Below are 14,766 nucleotides of genomic sequence, written 5' to 3' on the forward strand. Positions count from 1 at the left end.
GAACTCCTAGAAACTTTTTTTCCTTATAACCAACCCTTTTCTTGGGCAATTTTTGCCGCCTCGGTCCGGTTTTCCGCATCCAACTTGGTCAGAATGGCTGACATATAATTGCGGATGGTCCCGTTTGAGAGAAATAAGCGATCAGCAATTTCTTGGTTAGAAGCCCCTTTTGCGACTTCTTTTAAAACTGCCTTTTCTTGAGGGCTCAGAGGATTGGGATGGGTCAAGATCCCTTCCATTAATTCAGGCGAATATTCTTTTTGCCCTGCTAAAACTGCATGAAGAGTGGCCATCAAATCCGTAATGCGGCGTTCTTTTAAGACATAGGCATCGACTCCAGCCTTGAGGGCCCGCTCAAAATAGCCCGGTCGCTTAAAGGTGGTAACGATGACGACCTTGAGCTGGGGTTGTTGACTTTTAGCCCATTCCAACACTTCTAACCCTGTTTTGATGGGCATTTCGATATCTAAAATCGCAATATCGGCTGGATGTGTTTCGAGTAAACGAATGGCCTCTTGTCCATCGCCAGCCTGCAAGACATCTTCCACATCCTCTTGCAGGAGCAAGAGCTGGCAAAGGGCATCGCGCAACATACTTTGGTCTTCAGCAACTAATAAGCGCATCTTATTTCCTTTCTTGATAGGGGATCCGTATTTCTATCCTGGTCGGCTTGTGTTGATGACTGATCTCCAGCTCTCCTCCCAACAAGGCAATCCGTTCGCGAATCGAGTGCAGGTCTTTATCGGAGACTGTGGCAAAGCCGATGCCATTGTCTTCTGCGACCATTTCCACTCCTGTCTCGGTAGAGCGATAAAAGAGAAGGGCCTGTGTCGCTTTGGCATGTTTGATCATATTGGTGGCTAATTCCAGAGACACCATGGCTAGAGCAGATTCTAGGATCGGCGAGATGCTGGCTGTATCAAGCTCGTTCTGAATCTCCACTTTGATTTGAGCTACTTCCAGCATTTGCTTGACGGTTTCTAGCTCTCTTGCCAGGGTTCGCTGCTTCAAATTCTCCACAATCTCACGGACTTGGTGCATGGACTCTTGACTGATGGCTTGAATCTCTTGCACCTGCTCCTGGGCCTTCTCAACCTGACCCAATGCCAAGAATTGATCAGCTAGGTCCGCCTTGACACTGAGCATGGCAAAGGTGTGTCCTAGACTGTCATGCAGATCACGGCCAATCCGATGGCGCTCGTTTTCTGCCAGCAAGAGATTGATCTGGGCGTTTTGCTTGGCATGGTCAACTTTCAACTCTTCCATCATCTCCATCCGAACCATACTAAAGGTCATAACCGCGATAAACAAAGAGACGATCAGGACAAAAAGCCAATCATTTTCTCTCATCTCCCTATTAAATAATAGAGCTCCAAAAAGGATCAGTAGTGATCCAACAGCCGTCCAAAGAAAGGGCGAGCGAAAATCGCGAATCCCAAAACGATAGATCAAAATATTGCTCACATAATAGTAAAACCAACAAAAGCTAGTTCCAACAAAAAAGGTATTTCCTGCAATATACAGCAGAAGATAAATCCAAAAAAGCCAGGTCAGTTTCTTATTTTCAGTAATGAGGATACCTAGATAGCTTATCATAAAGAAGATGGCTAAAAAGAAATGCCACCAGGGAATCTGCCCTAAGAAAATAGAAGCAAAGGGAAAGGCCATAAAGATTAAGCCTACGTAAAACATATGGTGAATATGTTTGAGTTTTTCAATCATGAACGAACCTCAGAATGACGACGATAAACGATAACAAGGGCAAACAAGACCAGGGTAAACAAGGTTAAATAGACACTCGCAAAGACATTGACCTGTCCCTTGTTTAAAAAGGTCTTAATCAGCTCCATCAATTGATAGGTTGGAAGGCATTTGCCAATGGCTTGCATCCATTCTGGAAAGAGACTAATGGGCATCCATAGTCCACCCATGACAGCCAGCCCCATGTAAAGGAGATTGCCCACAACAGACATCAATTGACTGGAAGGAAGCAGGGTCAAAATCAGACCGAGAGCCACAAACGCTAGACTTCCTAGGATGAGAATAAAGGCTGCTAAGACCCAATCCTGTAGGGGCATATTCACATGCCGCACCACATGGCCCACGGTAAAGACAACTCCAATCGATAGGAGAAAATCGACAAAGAGACCCACAACCTTTATTAGATAATATTCTACCATAGATACGGGGGTATGGCGCAAGACTTTTTGCCAATTATTGAGTCGATCGGTTTCAAGAACGGTTGGAAAAGAAAAGATAGCCGTAGACATCATAGAAAATGCCGTCATGGAGAGGAGATAATCCCTCATAAAGTGAGCAGGTGCTCCTGGTGTTTCCTGGTACATCCCTGAAAAGAAGAGATAAAAGGCCGTGGGCATCCCAATTGATAACAAGTAATAAATAGCTTGGCGACTGGTCAAATGCCACTCAACCACGCCGAGAGCTTTCATGCGTTTCATCTTCTCTACCTACTTCCTTTGTATTTTCAAAAATAGAATCCAATAAACTTCGATTGCTTACTTCGATTTCTTGGATCGAACATCCTTCTTCTTGCAAGCGAGTCCACAAACTATTGGCATCACGTGTCACAATCTGAAGAGCATCGGGTTTAATGATTACTTCACTAACACCTTCCATCTCTGCCACTAGAGCTTGGTAACGCAAAGGCAGGGTGAAATGTTTTTCAACTTCTTCGCTTCTCATAGCGAGAGGCGTCGTATCCCGAAGCAAATGCCCCTGATGCAAGACCAAAATTCGATCAGCCGTGTGCTCTACTTCCTCGATGTAATGCGAAGAATAGACAATGGTCACACCTTCTTCCTTTAAATGCCCAACGATCTCCCAAAAGCGTTGGCGAGTGGATGTATCCATTCCAGCAGTTGGCTCGTCCAAAAACAAAAGACTCGGACGACCAATCAAGGTCAACACAAAGGATAGGAGACGCTTTTGCCCACCAGATAACTTACTGGCCAATTGCTTTTTTTGTTCCAGACTGAATCGCAATAGATCATCAATTTCTTCTCCTGTTAAGGGGTTGGGATAAATAGAGCGAAAGAAGTTGATCAGTTCCTGCACGGTTAGCTTTTGCACAATGGCATTCTCTTGAGGGAGATAGGACACACTAGCCTTTAACTGAGGATGACCAGGAGCCTTCCCCTCTACTTCAATGATCCCAGACGTCGCTTTCATATCTCCCAGAAGACAGTTCATCAAGGTTGTTTTCCCAGCTCCGTTTGGCCCGATCAAGGCCAGACAATCCCCCCGTTCAACCGCAAAAGAAAGATCTTCTAAAATGACTTTTCCTTTGATCCTTTTTTTCAAGTTCTCTACTCTAATGATGCTCATGATACTCTCCTTTCAAGCAGGCTTGGCTAGCTGGAATGATGACAAAGACGACCAAGGTCGCTCCCGTTTTTTTCATTGCTCCATTTCCTTTTTTACCGCCTTGACCATTTTCAATCCTTCTTGAACCGCCCAGCTCATGATGCCAATCCCAGCAAATAATTCCCAAGGGAAATGGTAATAGAGACTATCATCCTTTGAAAAGATCAAATAGACGACCATCCCCACCACTGTTAACGTAAACACTTTATAGAACCATTGTTTCATTTTTCCTTACCTCTTACTTTCTGACTTTATTATATGAAAAGGAAGAAGAGGCAACTAGATGATTTTGTCACTCGCTCACATGACAAAAGTCACTAAAAAAAGCCAAGTGACTTCACTCGACTTTTCTATTCTTCTTACTGGCCTTCTTCTTTCATGCCATGCAATTTCAAGGCCTTCACCAAGGCATCTGCCTTCATGTTTTTCAAATCATTGAGACCAGCATCTTTGAAGTAAGAAATTTCTTCTAGAGACTTGGCGTCAATTTGGTTGAGGTCAATCACACTGGTTGAGAGCAATTTCTTCTCTGGTGTAACGCTATACTCCAAGCTAAAACCAGGAACGGTTTTCAGCTTCTTGTAGTCTTCATTTTGCTCCAGTAAAGCTTGAATGGCTGCTGTGAGTTCTTCAGGCGACTTCTCTGCTGCGATGGTCCCAAGTTGTTGGGGCAGATCGGCCGTCACTTCGATGCGAAGGTTTTCAACCTTATCTCCCTTAGACTTGATGATATCCCGGTGTTTTGTTCCCTTGATATCTCCAACTAAGGTTGTGGTTTTTTCTTCATTTTTTACTTCTTTTTTAACAGTGGAACTGCTAGATGAGCTAGCGGTTGTAGTTTTCTTCGTTTGGGATTGCGAACAACCAGTCAATACCAAAATGGCTAGCCCAAGGGTTACAAAAAATTTCTTCATTTTTATAACTCTCCTTTCACATACTGATACCAGTATAACATATCGCGTCTTTCTTGTCTAAAAACTCCACTGTTCAAAGCATTTTCCCCTCTTTTCAAGCTCTTCCATTTGAATAAAAATCTGATGAATGTGAGACTTTTTGCAGAAACTCCTTTTTCTCACAAATAAAGCCTCCGTGGAGGGTCACTTCAGTCTCAATCCCTCTGAATCACACTGATTTCATAGGGAATCTCCTCGTTTTTCTATATACAAAAAAGGTTCCGAAAGGAACCTTCTGTTCAATTATTCTACACTAAACAAGTATGGGTAGACGGGTTGGCCACCTTGGTGGATTTCCACTTCTACATCCTCATACTTCTCAGCAAGGGCTTGGGCCAATTCATTTGCCAACTCCTCACTGCCGTCTTCACCGACATAGATGGTCACAATTTCACTGTCTTCATCCAACATATAAGCGAATGTTTCTTCCAAGGTTTCCATCATATCTGGGTTTGAAACAACGATTTTGCCATCGACCATTCCAAGATTATCATTTTCATGGATTTCAAGCCCATCAATAGTGGTATCGCGAACCGCTGTTGTCACACTACCAGACACAACATCACCCAATGAAGCGCTCATGCGTTCGTAGTTCTCTTCGATCGATTTGCTTTCATCAAAGGCAAGAAGACTAGTCAATCCTTGAGGGATGGTCTTGGTCTCAACAACTGCTGCAGGTTGATCAATCACTTCTGCTGCAGATTGAGCAGCCATTAAGATATTCTTGTTGTTTGGCAAGATAATGATGTTGCGCGCATTCAACTCTTCAACCGCTTTGACAAAGTCTTCTGTTGATGGGTTCATGGTTTGACCACCAGAGATGATGTAATCTACTCCTTGCGCTTTGAAAATATCAGCCAATCCATCACCCGCTACAACTGCGATGATGGCATATTCTTTTTCTTCAACTGGTTTGGCTTGACGTTCTTCTTTTTCAACTTGCGCTTCGTGTTGGTTGCGCATGTTGTCGACTTTGACCTTGACCAAGCTTCCGTACTTAAGACCTTCTTGCATGACAAGACCTGGATCTTCTGTATGGACGTGAACTTTGACAATCTCATCGTCATTCACCACCAATAGGGAATCCCCAAGGTTGTTCAAATAGTTACGGAATTCATCGTAATCGAAGTCTTTGACATAGGTTGGACCTTGTTTCAAAGCGACCATGATTTCTGTACAGTAACCAAACTTGATGTCTTCAGTAGCCACATGGCCAGCGACTGACTTGTGGTGTTCTGCATTAATCATTTCTGACATGGTTGCAGGTGTTGCTTGGAACTCTTCAGAAGCGATGAATTCACCTGTCAAGGCTGACAAGAATCCTTCATAGATGAAGACCAACCCTTGACCACCAGAGTCTACCACGCCAACTTCTTTCAAGACTGGCAACATATCTGGAGTCTTCGCAAGAGCTGTTTTAGCTCCTTCAAGAGCGGCACGCATAACTTCTACTGCATCATTGGTAGATTCTGCTTTCTTCTTGGCCCCAATGGCTGCCCCACGAGAAACCGTCAAAATGGTTCCTTCAACCGGCTTCATAACGGCCTTATAAGCAACTTCTACACCAGACTGGAAGGCTGCTGCAAGTGCTGCTCCATCCAATTCTTCTTTGTCTTTGACACTTTGAGAAAATCCGCGGAACAATTGAGAAGTGATAACTCCTGAGTTCCCACGCGCCCCCATCAAGAGACCTTTAGCGAAGATCCCTGCTGCTTCTCCAACAGTTGAAGCAGAACGGTCCGATACTTCTTTGGCCCCATTTTCGATGGTCATTCCCATATTGGTTCCTGTGTCCCCGTCTGGTACAGGAAAGACGTTCAAAGAGTTTACATATTCCGCTTGTTTATTTAAGCGCGTAGCCCCCGCTTGAACCATTTCTTGAAATAAACTTGTAGTAATATTAGCCACGATTATTCTCCCACAATCTTGATATTTTGAATATAGACATTCACAGTATCCGTAGTGATTCCAAGTTGATTTTCCAAACTAAATTTCACACGTTCTTGAATATTTTTTGAGACTTCGCTAATTTTTGTTCCATAGCTCAAAACAGTGTAAACATCAACTGCGATAGTTCCTGCTTCCGTTGTTTTGACAACAACACCTTTAGAGAAGTTTTCTTTCCCTAGGAGGGCTTGGAAATTATCTTTGATCGCATTTTTGCTGGCCATTCCAACCACACCGAAGATCTCAGTAGCAGCACCGCCTACAACAGTTGCGATAACCTCATCAGTCAATTCAATTTGACCGTCCTTTGTATTGATTTTTACTGTCATAATTTCTACCTCAAAAGTATTTTATATTCTATTTTACCATAAAAAAGATCAGCTGTAAAAGGGTAGGGACTATTCTTCTCCCGCTGTGACAGCTGTCTCTAGAGAAAAAGAAAAGAACCTCTATGAGGTTCTATATTCTTTATTAAACGCGTTCTACTTTACCAGATTTCAATGCACGAGCTGAAGCCCAAACTTTTTTAGGTTTACCATCAATAAGGACAGTTACTTTTTGAAGGTTTGGTTTTACGGCACGTTTTGTTTGGTTCATAGCGTGTGAACGGTTGTTACCTGATACAGTCTTACGACCTGTGAAATAACATACTTTAGCCATTTCTGTGTTTCCTCCTATTAGATCTAATATAACGGATGTGCTAGCACCACATACCGTACTATATTACCAAAAAAAATCTCTCTTGGCAAGCTTTTGGCCAAAGTTTTTCATTTCCGACTTAAGAAAACGAATTCGCTCCGACATAGATAATTTCCAGATTTCCTAAGGAAACATCGCCCGTAATGTAGAAATCCTTGCTTGTCAGAGCACTTGGATTTTCCTGATGTTGGATTGCTGAGAGGGAATTATCCACATTTACATGGACCCGCCAATCACTTGGTACATAGAGACTCAAACTTCCAAGGGAAACATCGACAACAAACTGGGCAGATGGACCTTCGATGCGGCAATTGTCAAAATAGATAGAAGCTTCTCCCAAGCTCACATCCGCACTTCCATGAGTAAAGTGTTGGTCATTGAGATATTTTGTCACTGTGGAAAAAGAGACATCGATGTCATTGCCATCCGCCCTGCTCATCGAGCCAGTGGAATAAGATTCAAAACGTTCCTTTATCTTCTTAGAGGGGCTGAATAAAATATTGAGACCGATCACTGCTAGGATTGAAGAAAGGATAACCACCGAATTGGACACCGGAAGAAAATGGTATTGCCCATTGAGACAAAAGAGGGCTAACAGTCCATAGGTAAAGCCCCAACCAAAATGGCGCTTCAAGAAACTAGAGAGGGACAGGACTGCAAGCAAGGTGACCCAAGCTAAGGTCCAGATGCTGATGTCCCATTTTACAAAATAGCCTTGTAAAAGGATTAAGGCTGCTAATAGGATTAAGAATACTCCAATTAATTTTTTTCTCATGATATTACCTCATTTCATTTAGTCGTTCTTTTAAGAGTTGATAGTAGCGCCTGGATACATGAACCTGCTTGTGGGTCTGGTAGAAATTGACCGTGCTGGTTCCTGAAAAAGACTTTTCCAGAGAGTAGATCTGCTTTGCGTTGACAATAGTGGATTTGGAAATCCGACAAAAGGCGATGGGAAGCAGCTCCTCCAACTCATAGAGCTTCTGCTTGACCTCATAGGCCTCGTCCCTAGTATGCCCGTAGATCTTCTCCCCATCCGTCTCAAAAAAGAGGATCGATGCTACATCTAGAAAATACTCGCTTCGATCCTTGTAGAAGGCTAGTGGAGCGATCTTTTGTTCGAGGATGCTCTCTTGTAGCTGGGTCAACTCCGGGGTCAAGCGAGGAGCTCGAATCAAGATCTCAGGCTCGTCCATTGATGAATCCAATTCGATTCTAACTTTCATAAAACTCCTTTCCCAACGTTTTGATAGTACCATTATAACAGCTGTTGAAAACAAAACAAGGGCTTTTCAGTAAGTGGCACGTTTTGCCCATCAAGAGGTAGCTTTTGAGAAGTAAAGAGGCTGGGACAAAAGTCCTAGCCTCTCAATTGTCTTTGGATTGTCGAGCAAGACGCAGTGGTTGAGTGGGCTCTACTACGCTGATTTCATCAGCTTTTATAGTCCTACTCAACTGTGCGGAGGTGGGACGACGAAATCGAATTCTAACGAATGACCGATTTCTGTCCCACTCTCTTTCTTTATTTGTTGCTTTCCTTATCCGGTAAAAGAAAACTAAGACCCACACAAGCAAGGACACCCGCTGTGATCACTAAGCCATTTGAAACCGGCAAGAGATCGTAGATCGCGTTTGCAATCATCAGAGCAATTAAAGCACAGATGACACTTGCCTTGTAGTCCTGTTTCATCAGATTTTCAAGAGTAAAGAAAGCAAATAAGAGAACGGGGAATAAAGGCCAGATATTCACATCAAGCTTTGGAAAACCAACCATTCCCATTGTCACAACTGCAAGAGCAACCAAAATAAATCCAAGTCCAAGTAGTTTTTTCATCATCATATACCTCATTTTGATTATTCGGAAGTATTTCTTCCTTTGATGATTCTATGATAGCAGAGAGCTCCTACGGAGACAAGGACTTTTGACTAAGTGGTCAAAAAAGGTGCCTATGCGGTCAAAAAAAGAGCGAGACCGAACGAATATGTGATCACCATCATTCGTCGTCTCGCTCCTTCAAAGCAGATTTTTTCTATGCCGATTGCAGGGATCGAACCTGTGACCTACGCGTTACGAGTGCGTTGCTCTACCAACTGAGCTAAATCGGCGATTACCTTCTTAGTATAGCACTCTGATAGCGGATGTCAAGCACTTTTAGTTGATCTTTTTAATCAGAATCTGACATGGATTCTGTGGATCCCATAGTTGCGGAAAAATCTCTAATTTTTTAAAACCAAGACTGCGATAAAAGACATTTGTTCGATCGTAGTTCTTATTAGAACCTTCTGCCACTGTTTTTACCTGTAAATAGTCGACTTTTTTGCAGGCTTCACTTTCCAAAGTAGCAAGCAACTGACTTCCAATCCCCCTGCCTTGATGAGCTTTTTTTACACCGAGACAATCAATCTCTGCACAATCTTCACTAGAATAGGACAAGCTTACAAAGCCAAGCAAATCATCCTCCTGATAGGTGGCCCACACTTGCAAGTCCTTGGCTCCTTCGATGTAGGCTTGCGTGCTTTCTGGTATTCCAAACCATTCTGGCAAATCCCTTAAAATCTCAGCGACAACTGCCATTTTTTGATCTTCACCCTTGACTTCTTTAATTACAAACATCATAAGTTCCTTTCTTGATTTTAGTCTTACTTTACCTCTTACGAACCAGCACTTTCGTAGGCATCCAATCCCCTATCCCAAAGTTTGAGGGAAATAACAAAGAAAACAAGGGAAATCAGAATCAAACCACCAATATTAAAGAGTCCATCCTTGTCCTGCAAGAAATAGCTGGCAGGATAGTAGGCCGTAAAGGCGAAAGGTACAATAAAGCTAATTAACCAACGAAGGAGCGAATTGTAAATAGAAATAGGATACTTGGCAAAATCATTAAACATATAGAAAATGTAAATCATGGCACCTGACTGCTTGGTCCAAAAAGCGATGCTGGCTGTAGCAATTTTCAAGGAAGTATAAATCAAGGTCGCAAAAGGAATACAAACTAGAAAAATCAGGAATTTTGGAAGAGTCCAAGCAATGCTAGTCGCCGTTGTCGCTAGTAAAATTCCACCGACCAAAAGTTCACCCAAGGCATCAATCTGAAAGGTCTCAACGAGGATGTGAAAGAGAGGATTGATAGGACGAGTCAGATACTTGTCAAACTCCCCTTTTCGAACTAGTCGTTGACCTAAAGCCCATAGATTGTCAAAAAAGAGATGATCTAGTCCCTTTGGAATTAAGGAAAATCCATAGATAAAGGCAATTTCTTGAAAAGTCCAACCTTCTAGGGAGGGAATGTGTTGAAAGATGACATTGAGAAACAAGAGGTTCAGGCCTTGAGTCAGAAAGACTCCCAACACACCAACCACAAAATCGACCTTGTATTCCATGATTTGCTTGATGTACTGTCTGATAAAAATCAGATGCATGCGTTGATATTTTTTCATACTAACCTCCCTGAATGGTGATAAATGACTGGACTCGTTTCCAAATCAACTGAGACAAGCCCACCATCACTATAAGCCAGAAAAGCTGAAGCAAAAGTGCTTGAAGAATCTGACTAGCATCGTATTTCCCAACAATAATCATGACCGGAGTGTAAATTAAGGATGAGAAAGGTAAGAAGGACAGAATATCTGAAATGACCTTTGGAAAGAAAGCCAAGGGAATCAAACTCCCAGACATAAAGGCCACTATGGAAGTCTTAAGTAGGTTGGAACCCCAAAGATTTTTAAATACAAAGGCTGAAAATCCAAAGCAGATATTAAAGAAAAAGTTAATCAGATAGGCCAGGGTTAAGCTAAAAAGATAAAGGGTAGTTAGTCCCAGCACTTCTACAATCCCTTGCCCAGATAAGATTTTCATCAAAACAATGACACTTAAAAATGGCAGTCCAACAGAGATAAAAATCAACCACTTGGAACCAAGCTCCGTAAAGAGGTAAGAAGCCGCAAAATGCACTGGTCGCAACAAGCGCATGATAATGGAACCATCCTTGACCTCATCACCAATCATAAAGGAAGAATCCGACCTAGTCAGAAGATTAGTCACAAAACTCATGATGATGTAGAGGGTGATATCCGCCATACTGAAGCCCTGAATCAAAGGCTCCTGGGAGGAATCAAAGACAGCCTTCCATAGATAAAAAGCCACAAAAGCACCCATGACATCGCCAATCCGATAAAGAATAAAGTTGACTCGATAGCTAATCAACTCCTGAATCCCTGCATTGATAAAGGGTTTATAACGTCTCCACAATTTGACCATCTTAGAGCTCCTTTCGATAGAAGCGACGGATAATATCTTCAATATCCGTATCTACCATCTTCAAATCACGGACCTCAAAATCAGATAAGGTTTGCTTGATAATATCTGCCGACTGGTAGCGGGAACTATCGAATTCAATATTGAGAGTATTTCCTTGTCTATCAATGGACATATCAGGCAAGCCCTCATAATGAGAGACTAGATGATTTTGACCTGGCGTCAGGTCAAAGGAGAGAGTCTTCATCTTTCCAAAGGTCTCCTTGAGCTGGCTAACCGTTCCATCAAAAATCTCTTGCCCCTTATCAATCATAAAAATCCGATCACAGAGTTGCTCAATATCACTCAAATCATGAGTAGTCAAGAGAATAGTTGTCTCTTCCTCCTGATTAATCTGGGTAATGGCCCGACGAATGTTGTCCTTGACCGACACATCCAAACCAATAGTCGGTTCATCTAAAAAGAGAACTTTGGGATTGTGAAGCAAGGAAGCCGCAATATCCGCCCGCATCCGTTGACCTAGCGAAAGAGTCCGCACGGGATCCTTGATAAAGTCCTTCAAATCCAAGACTTCATTCAAAAAATCCATCCGCTTGTGGAAGAGCGAGTCTGGGACATCATAGATCTCTTTCAAAACCGTGTAGGTCTCTTGCAGAGCCAAATCCCACCATAGCTGGGTGCGTTGTCCGAAAACGACTCCAATATCCTTGACATAATCTTGGCGATTATCCTGGGGAATCTTGCCGTTAATCCGACAAAAGCCAGATGTGGGCTTCAAAATTCCTGTCAGCATTTTGATGGTGGTTGACTTCCCAGCACCATTTGCCCCGATAAATCCTAAAATCTGCCCTTTTGGAACTTCAAAAGTTAAATCCTTGACCGCTTCAAAGGTCTGCTTTTCAGGATGAATAAAGGAGCGTAAGGCTCCCTTTAACCCCGGCTCCTTAACTGTCTTCACAAAATTTTTCCGAAGATGTTGCACTTCTATCATTGCCATATCTATCTCCCTATCGTAAGAAGCAACATTGTATTTTTGACTACAAATATTCTAAATCCTTACTTTCTACACTTTCTCAATATTATTACAGAAGGCTTTATACCAACCTATTATAATCTAATAAAAATAGGAATGCAAGCGTTTGCTTATTGATTATGAAATTAGAGATTTCTCTCTTAAAATGAAACTTTTAATCAAAAATTCTGTTAAATAGTTTCCTTAAAACACCAAAAAAACCACCCTCACGGGCAGGTTTTTTGTTAAGAAAAAGAATTTTTTTAATTGAAAAAATTAACGATTCTACTGTTAATCCTTCAGTATTTAATTATTATCATCAGTCTCAATGGATTTTTAAGCCCTCAATTATTCTCCAAAAATTCTTTAATGCGAGAAACAATAGCATTGCTTTGATAATGATAGAGGTCGTGAGGCGCATCCATATAGACGACTTGAACATTAGACTGGTCGCTTGCAAATCTCTCTGCATAACGTTGCCACTCTGATTGGCTAAAGGACGTGCCTTCACCGTTAGAAACTAGGAGTAAGGCTGGAATTTTCGGATTAATGCTAGATGGAACTTTCTTGGCATTTTTCTTTGCCAAACGGGATTCATGAAGCATGGCTTGTGACATCAACTGCTTATATGCTAGTAATTTATATTGTTGTCGTTCAGTTTCAGTCAGAGTTGGATTTTTTATATAAAAGGACTCAGGGAAATAGCGTAATAAGCCAATCTTACTGCTCCAATAAGCCACAGTAAGCAAGGCCTGATTATCCTTTAAATCCTCATAACTTGCTGGTAATGCCCAATCCAGACCAACCAAGGCTTTCACTTCATCAGGATACTTTTCCTGCCAAGCCAGACTTTCAAGACTAGCCATTGAATGAGACAGAATGATAAAAGGACCTGTTACATTTGCTTGTGATAGAGCTTGACGGGTCTCAGACAAAACTTCCATCACATCTCTGGATTGATTACTATCCTCGCTATAACCATAGCCAGCCCGCTCTACGACGACTACTTTGTATTTTTTGGATAGGGAATCTGTTAGATTCTTAAAGTCTAATATAGGTGAAGCAATACCTGCACCTGAAAGAAATACTATCGTTTCAGATCCTTCACCTTGAACATATACATTCATTTGATGTCCATTGACTACAACCTTCTTACCTATAGGTGTGAGAAGCTTACTTTCTTTTTGTAAACTAAGTTGGTGAAAACCAAATGTACCTCCTAGAAAAAGGATAAGAATAACAAAAATGATCCAGCTAAACTGTTTAAATTTTTTCATAGGCATATTGTACAAAAAATAAAACCTGTAAGCAAGAGGCTTCATAACTCCCAAAAGAATACCCGCATCCGACTTCTCAATACAAAAAAACAAGATCCACACGGGACCTTGCTTTCCTGTTTTTAATTAAGCTTTGCCTTCTGAACCGAATACGTCGATACGTTCTTCAACAGCTGCTGTAATTGCTTCGAAACCTGGTTTCAAGAATTTACGTGGGTCGAAGAGTTTCTTCTTGTCGTATTCTGCTTCGTTTGCATCGTATTCACGTACGAATTGACGAGTAGCATTTGCAAATGCGATTTGGCATTCAGTGTTCACGTTAACTTTCGCAACACCAAGTTTGATCGCTGCTTGGATTTGATCATCAGGGATACCTGATCCACCGTGCAATACGATTGGGAATCCTGGAACAGCTTCAGTCAATTTTTGCAAGTGGTCAAGGTGAAGACCTTTCCAGTTTGCTGGGTAAGGACCGTGGATGTTACCGATACCTGCAGCCAAGAAGTCGATTCCTGTAGCAACCATTGCTTTAGCATCTTCGATTGGTGCCAATTCACCATCACCGATGATACCGTCTTCTTCACCACCGATAGTACCAACTTCAGCTTCTACTGAGATACCTTTAGCATGAGCTTTTTCAACGACATCTTTCGCCAATTTAAGGTTTTCTTCAACTGGAAGGTGTGAACCGTCAAACATGATTGAAGTGTAACCAGCTTCAATACATTCAAGAGCATCGTCGTAGTGACCATGGTCAAGGTGAATTGCAACTGGTACAGTGATACCCATTGATTCTACAAGGTTTTCAATAAGGGCTTTACATACTTTGTAACCACCCATGTATTTAGCAGCACCCATAGAAGTTTGGATAAGTACTGGAGCTTTCTTAGCTTCTGCTGCACGCAAGATAGCTTGAGTCCACTCAAGGTTGTTTGTGTTAAATCCACCAACTGCATAACCATTGTCACGAGCTGCTTGGACAAATTTTTCTGCTGAAACGATTGCCATGTGTAATAGGCCTCCTATAAATTTTTGTGGGATTGATCCCACTTACATTGTTTATTTTATCACTTTTTAGATGAAATTGCTAGCTTTTCCTGTGGCTTTAAGCGATTTCTTCCAATAAATAGGGCGGAATCTCCTATCTCCTAAGACTCTCATCCTAGCAAATAAGGAAAAGAGAGTGGGACAAAAGTCCTAGCCTCTCAATTATTTTTGGATTGTCGAGCAAGACGCAGT

Annotated in this window: 18 protein-coding genes and 1 tRNA gene; all 19 read right to left on the reverse strand. The window is 42.0% G+C overall.

The genetic code is table 11. The features are described 5' to 3' along the window. Positions 1 to 23: 23 nt before the first annotated feature. Complete coding sequence (locus tag LIZ08_RS08035) at positions 24 to 623, reverse strand: response regulator transcription factor (RefSeq protein ID WP_049483533.1); 600 nt, start codon at positions 621 to 623, stop codon at positions 24 to 26. A gap of 1 nt (position 624) precedes the next feature. Further along, the gene (locus LIZ08_RS08040; RefSeq protein ID WP_049475098.1) at positions 625 to 1,722 is read right to left on the reverse strand and encodes a sensor histidine kinase; all 1,098 of its coding nucleotides are present in this window, start codon (positions 1,720 to 1,722) and stop codon (positions 625 to 627) included. After that, positions 1,719 to 2,459 carry an ABC transporter permease gene (locus tag LIZ08_RS08045; RefSeq protein ID WP_195487447.1) on the reverse strand — a complete coding sequence of 247 codons (741 nt, stop codon included), beginning with the start codon at positions 2,457 to 2,459 and terminating at the stop codon, positions 1,719 to 1,721. The genes LIZ08_RS08040 and LIZ08_RS08045 overlap by 4 nt, the downstream gene beginning before the upstream one ends. Further along, entirely contained in the window at positions 2,428 to 3,345 is a 918-nt protein-coding gene (locus LIZ08_RS08050; protein WP_195487446.1) for an ABC transporter ATP-binding protein, read from the reverse strand. The genes LIZ08_RS08045 and LIZ08_RS08050 overlap by 32 nt, the downstream gene beginning before the upstream one ends. Positions 3,346 to 3,417: 72 nt before the next feature. Then, entirely contained in the window at positions 3,418 to 3,609 is a 192-nt protein-coding gene (locus tag LIZ08_RS08055; RefSeq protein WP_023027681.1) for a hypothetical protein, read from the reverse strand. Between the two features lie 134 nt (positions 3,610 to 3,743). Next, a complete protein-coding gene (locus LIZ08_RS08060) occupies positions 3,744 to 4,298 on the reverse strand; it encodes an SP0191 family lipoprotein (protein ID WP_195487445.1) in 555 nt (184 codons plus the stop codon). Positions 4,299 to 4,580: 282 nt separating this feature from the next. Beyond that, positions 4,581 to 6,245 (reverse strand): DAK2 domain-containing protein, encoded by a 1,665-nt coding sequence (locus LIZ08_RS08065; RefSeq protein ID WP_195487444.1) that lies wholly within the window; start codon positions 6,243 to 6,245, stop codon positions 4,581 to 4,583. A gap of 2 nt (positions 6,246 to 6,247) precedes the next feature. Then, positions 6,248 to 6,613 carry an Asp23/Gls24 family envelope stress response protein gene (locus tag LIZ08_RS08070; protein WP_003004393.1) on the reverse strand — a complete coding sequence of 122 codons (366 nt, stop codon included), beginning with the start codon at positions 6,611 to 6,613 and terminating at the stop codon, positions 6,248 to 6,250. Between the two features lie 142 nt (positions 6,614 to 6,755). After that, the gene (gene rpmB, locus LIZ08_RS08075; protein ID WP_001140948.1) at positions 6,756 to 6,944 is read right to left on the reverse strand and encodes a 50S ribosomal protein L28; all 189 of its coding nucleotides are present in this window, start codon (positions 6,942 to 6,944) and stop codon (positions 6,756 to 6,758) included. Positions 6,945 to 7,062: 118 nt separating this feature from the next. Next, entirely contained in the window at positions 7,063 to 7,758 is a 696-nt protein-coding gene (locus LIZ08_RS08080) for a LiaF transmembrane domain-containing protein (protein ID WP_195487443.1), read from the reverse strand. A gap of 4 nt (positions 7,759 to 7,762) precedes the next feature. Then, entirely contained in the window at positions 7,763 to 8,209 is a 447-nt protein-coding gene (locus LIZ08_RS08085; RefSeq protein ID WP_195487442.1) for a LytTR family DNA-binding domain-containing protein, read from the reverse strand. A gap of 296 nt (positions 8,210 to 8,505) precedes the next feature. Further along, complete coding sequence (locus LIZ08_RS08090; protein ID WP_195487465.1) at positions 8,506 to 8,817, reverse strand: LiaF transmembrane domain-containing protein; 312 nt, start codon at positions 8,815 to 8,817, stop codon at positions 8,506 to 8,508. A 199-nt stretch (positions 8,818 to 9,016) separates the two neighbouring features. Next, positions 9,017 to 9,089: transfer RNA gene (locus tag LIZ08_RS08095), tRNA-Thr, on the reverse strand. A 46-nt stretch (positions 9,090 to 9,135) separates the two neighbouring features. Continuing rightward, complete coding sequence (locus LIZ08_RS08100) at positions 9,136 to 9,597, reverse strand: GNAT family N-acetyltransferase (protein WP_195487464.1); 462 nt, start codon at positions 9,595 to 9,597, stop codon at positions 9,136 to 9,138. Between the two features lie 38 nt (positions 9,598 to 9,635). Continuing rightward, positions 9,636 to 10,421: an ABC transporter permease gene (locus LIZ08_RS08105; protein WP_003017328.1), complete on the reverse strand. Its 786-nt coding sequence runs from the start codon at positions 10,419 to 10,421 to the stop codon at positions 9,636 to 9,638. A gap of 1 nt (position 10,422) precedes the next feature. Further along, positions 10,423 to 11,241: an ABC transporter permease gene (locus tag LIZ08_RS08110; RefSeq protein WP_003017344.1), complete on the reverse strand. Its 819-nt coding sequence runs from the start codon at positions 11,239 to 11,241 to the stop codon at positions 10,423 to 10,425. 1 nt (position 11,242) lies between these two features. After that, on the reverse strand, positions 11,243 to 12,235 hold the full coding sequence (locus tag LIZ08_RS08115; RefSeq protein ID WP_195487441.1) for an ATP-binding cassette domain-containing protein: 993 nt from the start codon (positions 12,233 to 12,235) through the stop codon (positions 11,243 to 11,245). A gap of 359 nt (positions 12,236 to 12,594) precedes the next feature. Continuing rightward, positions 12,595 to 13,533, reverse strand: coding sequence for an alpha/beta fold hydrolase (locus tag LIZ08_RS08120; protein ID WP_195487463.1), 939 nt, complete (start codon positions 13,531 to 13,533; stop codon positions 12,595 to 12,597). Between the two features lie 120 nt (positions 13,534 to 13,653). Next, positions 13,654 to 14,535, reverse strand: coding sequence for a class II fructose-bisphosphate aldolase (locus LIZ08_RS08125; protein WP_003004573.1), 882 nt, complete (start codon positions 14,533 to 14,535; stop codon positions 13,654 to 13,656). Positions 14,536 to 14,766: the final 231 nt, after the last annotated feature.

The sequence above is a fragment of the Streptococcus sp. 210928-DFI.4.42 genome, from assembly GCF_020554365.1.
In the GTDB taxonomy this organism is placed as follows: Bacteria; Bacillota; Bacilli; order Lactobacillales; family Streptococcaceae; genus Streptococcus; species Streptococcus parasanguinis_S.

Excerpts from the sequence above, each read along its gene's own strand:
- LIZ08_RS08060 (WP_195487445.1), bottom strand. The coding sequence starts at position 4,298 with ATGAAGAAATTTTTTGTAACCCTTGGGCTAGCCATTTTGGTATTGACT.
- LIZ08_RS08125 (WP_003004573.1), bottom strand. The coding sequence starts at position 14,535 with ATGGCAATCGTTTCAGCAGAAAAATTTGTCCAAGCAGCTCGTGACAAT.
- rpmB (WP_001140948.1), bottom strand. The coding sequence starts at position 6,944 with ATGGCTAAAGTATGTTATTTCACAGGTCGTAAGACTGTATCAGGTAAC.
- LIZ08_RS08045 (WP_195487447.1), bottom strand. The coding sequence starts at position 2,459 with ATGAAACGCATGAAAGCTCTCGGCGTGGTTGAGTGGCATTTGACCAGT.
- LIZ08_RS08085 (WP_195487442.1), bottom strand. The coding sequence starts at position 8,209 with ATGAAAGTTAGAATCGAATTGGATTCATCAATGGACGAGCCTGAGATC.
- LIZ08_RS08115 (WP_195487441.1), bottom strand. The coding sequence starts at position 12,235 with ATGGCAATGATAGAAGTGCAACATCTTCGGAAAAATTTTGTGAAGACA.
- LIZ08_RS08120 (WP_195487463.1), bottom strand. The coding sequence starts at position 13,533 with ATGCCTATGAAAAAATTTAAACAGTTTAGCTGGATCATTTTTGTTATT.
- LIZ08_RS08050 (WP_195487446.1), bottom strand. The coding sequence starts at position 3,345 with ATGAGCATCATTAGAGTAGAGAACTTGAAAAAAAGGATCAAAGGAAAA.
- LIZ08_RS08055 (WP_023027681.1), bottom strand. The coding sequence starts at position 3,609 with ATGAAACAATGGTTCTATAAAGTGTTTACGTTAACAGTGGTGGGGATG.
- LIZ08_RS08110 (WP_003017344.1), bottom strand. The coding sequence starts at position 11,241 with ATGGTCAAATTGTGGAGACGTTATAAACCCTTTATCAATGCAGGGATT.
- LIZ08_RS08035 (WP_049483533.1), bottom strand. The coding sequence starts at position 623 with ATGCGCTTATTAGTTGCTGAAGACCAAAGTATGTTGCGCGATGCCCTT.
- LIZ08_RS08105 (WP_003017328.1), bottom strand. The coding sequence starts at position 10,421 with ATGAAAAAATATCAACGCATGCATCTGATTTTTATCAGACAGTACATC.
- LIZ08_RS08090 (WP_195487465.1), bottom strand. The coding sequence starts at position 8,817 with ATGAAAAAACTACTTGGACTTGGATTTATTTTGGTTGCTCTTGCAGTT.
- LIZ08_RS08100 (WP_195487464.1), bottom strand. The coding sequence starts at position 9,597 with ATGTTTGTAATTAAAGAAGTCAAGGGTGAAGATCAAAAAATGGCAGTT.
- LIZ08_RS08040 (WP_049475098.1), bottom strand. The coding sequence starts at position 1,722 with ATGATTGAAAAACTCAAACATATTCACCATATGTTTTACGTAGGCTTA.
- LIZ08_RS08070 (WP_003004393.1), bottom strand. The coding sequence starts at position 6,613 with ATGACAGTAAAAATCAATACAAAGGACGGTCAAATTGAATTGACTGAT.
- LIZ08_RS08080 (WP_195487443.1), bottom strand. The coding sequence starts at position 7,758 with ATGAGAAAAAAATTAATTGGAGTATTCTTAATCCTATTAGCAGCCTTA.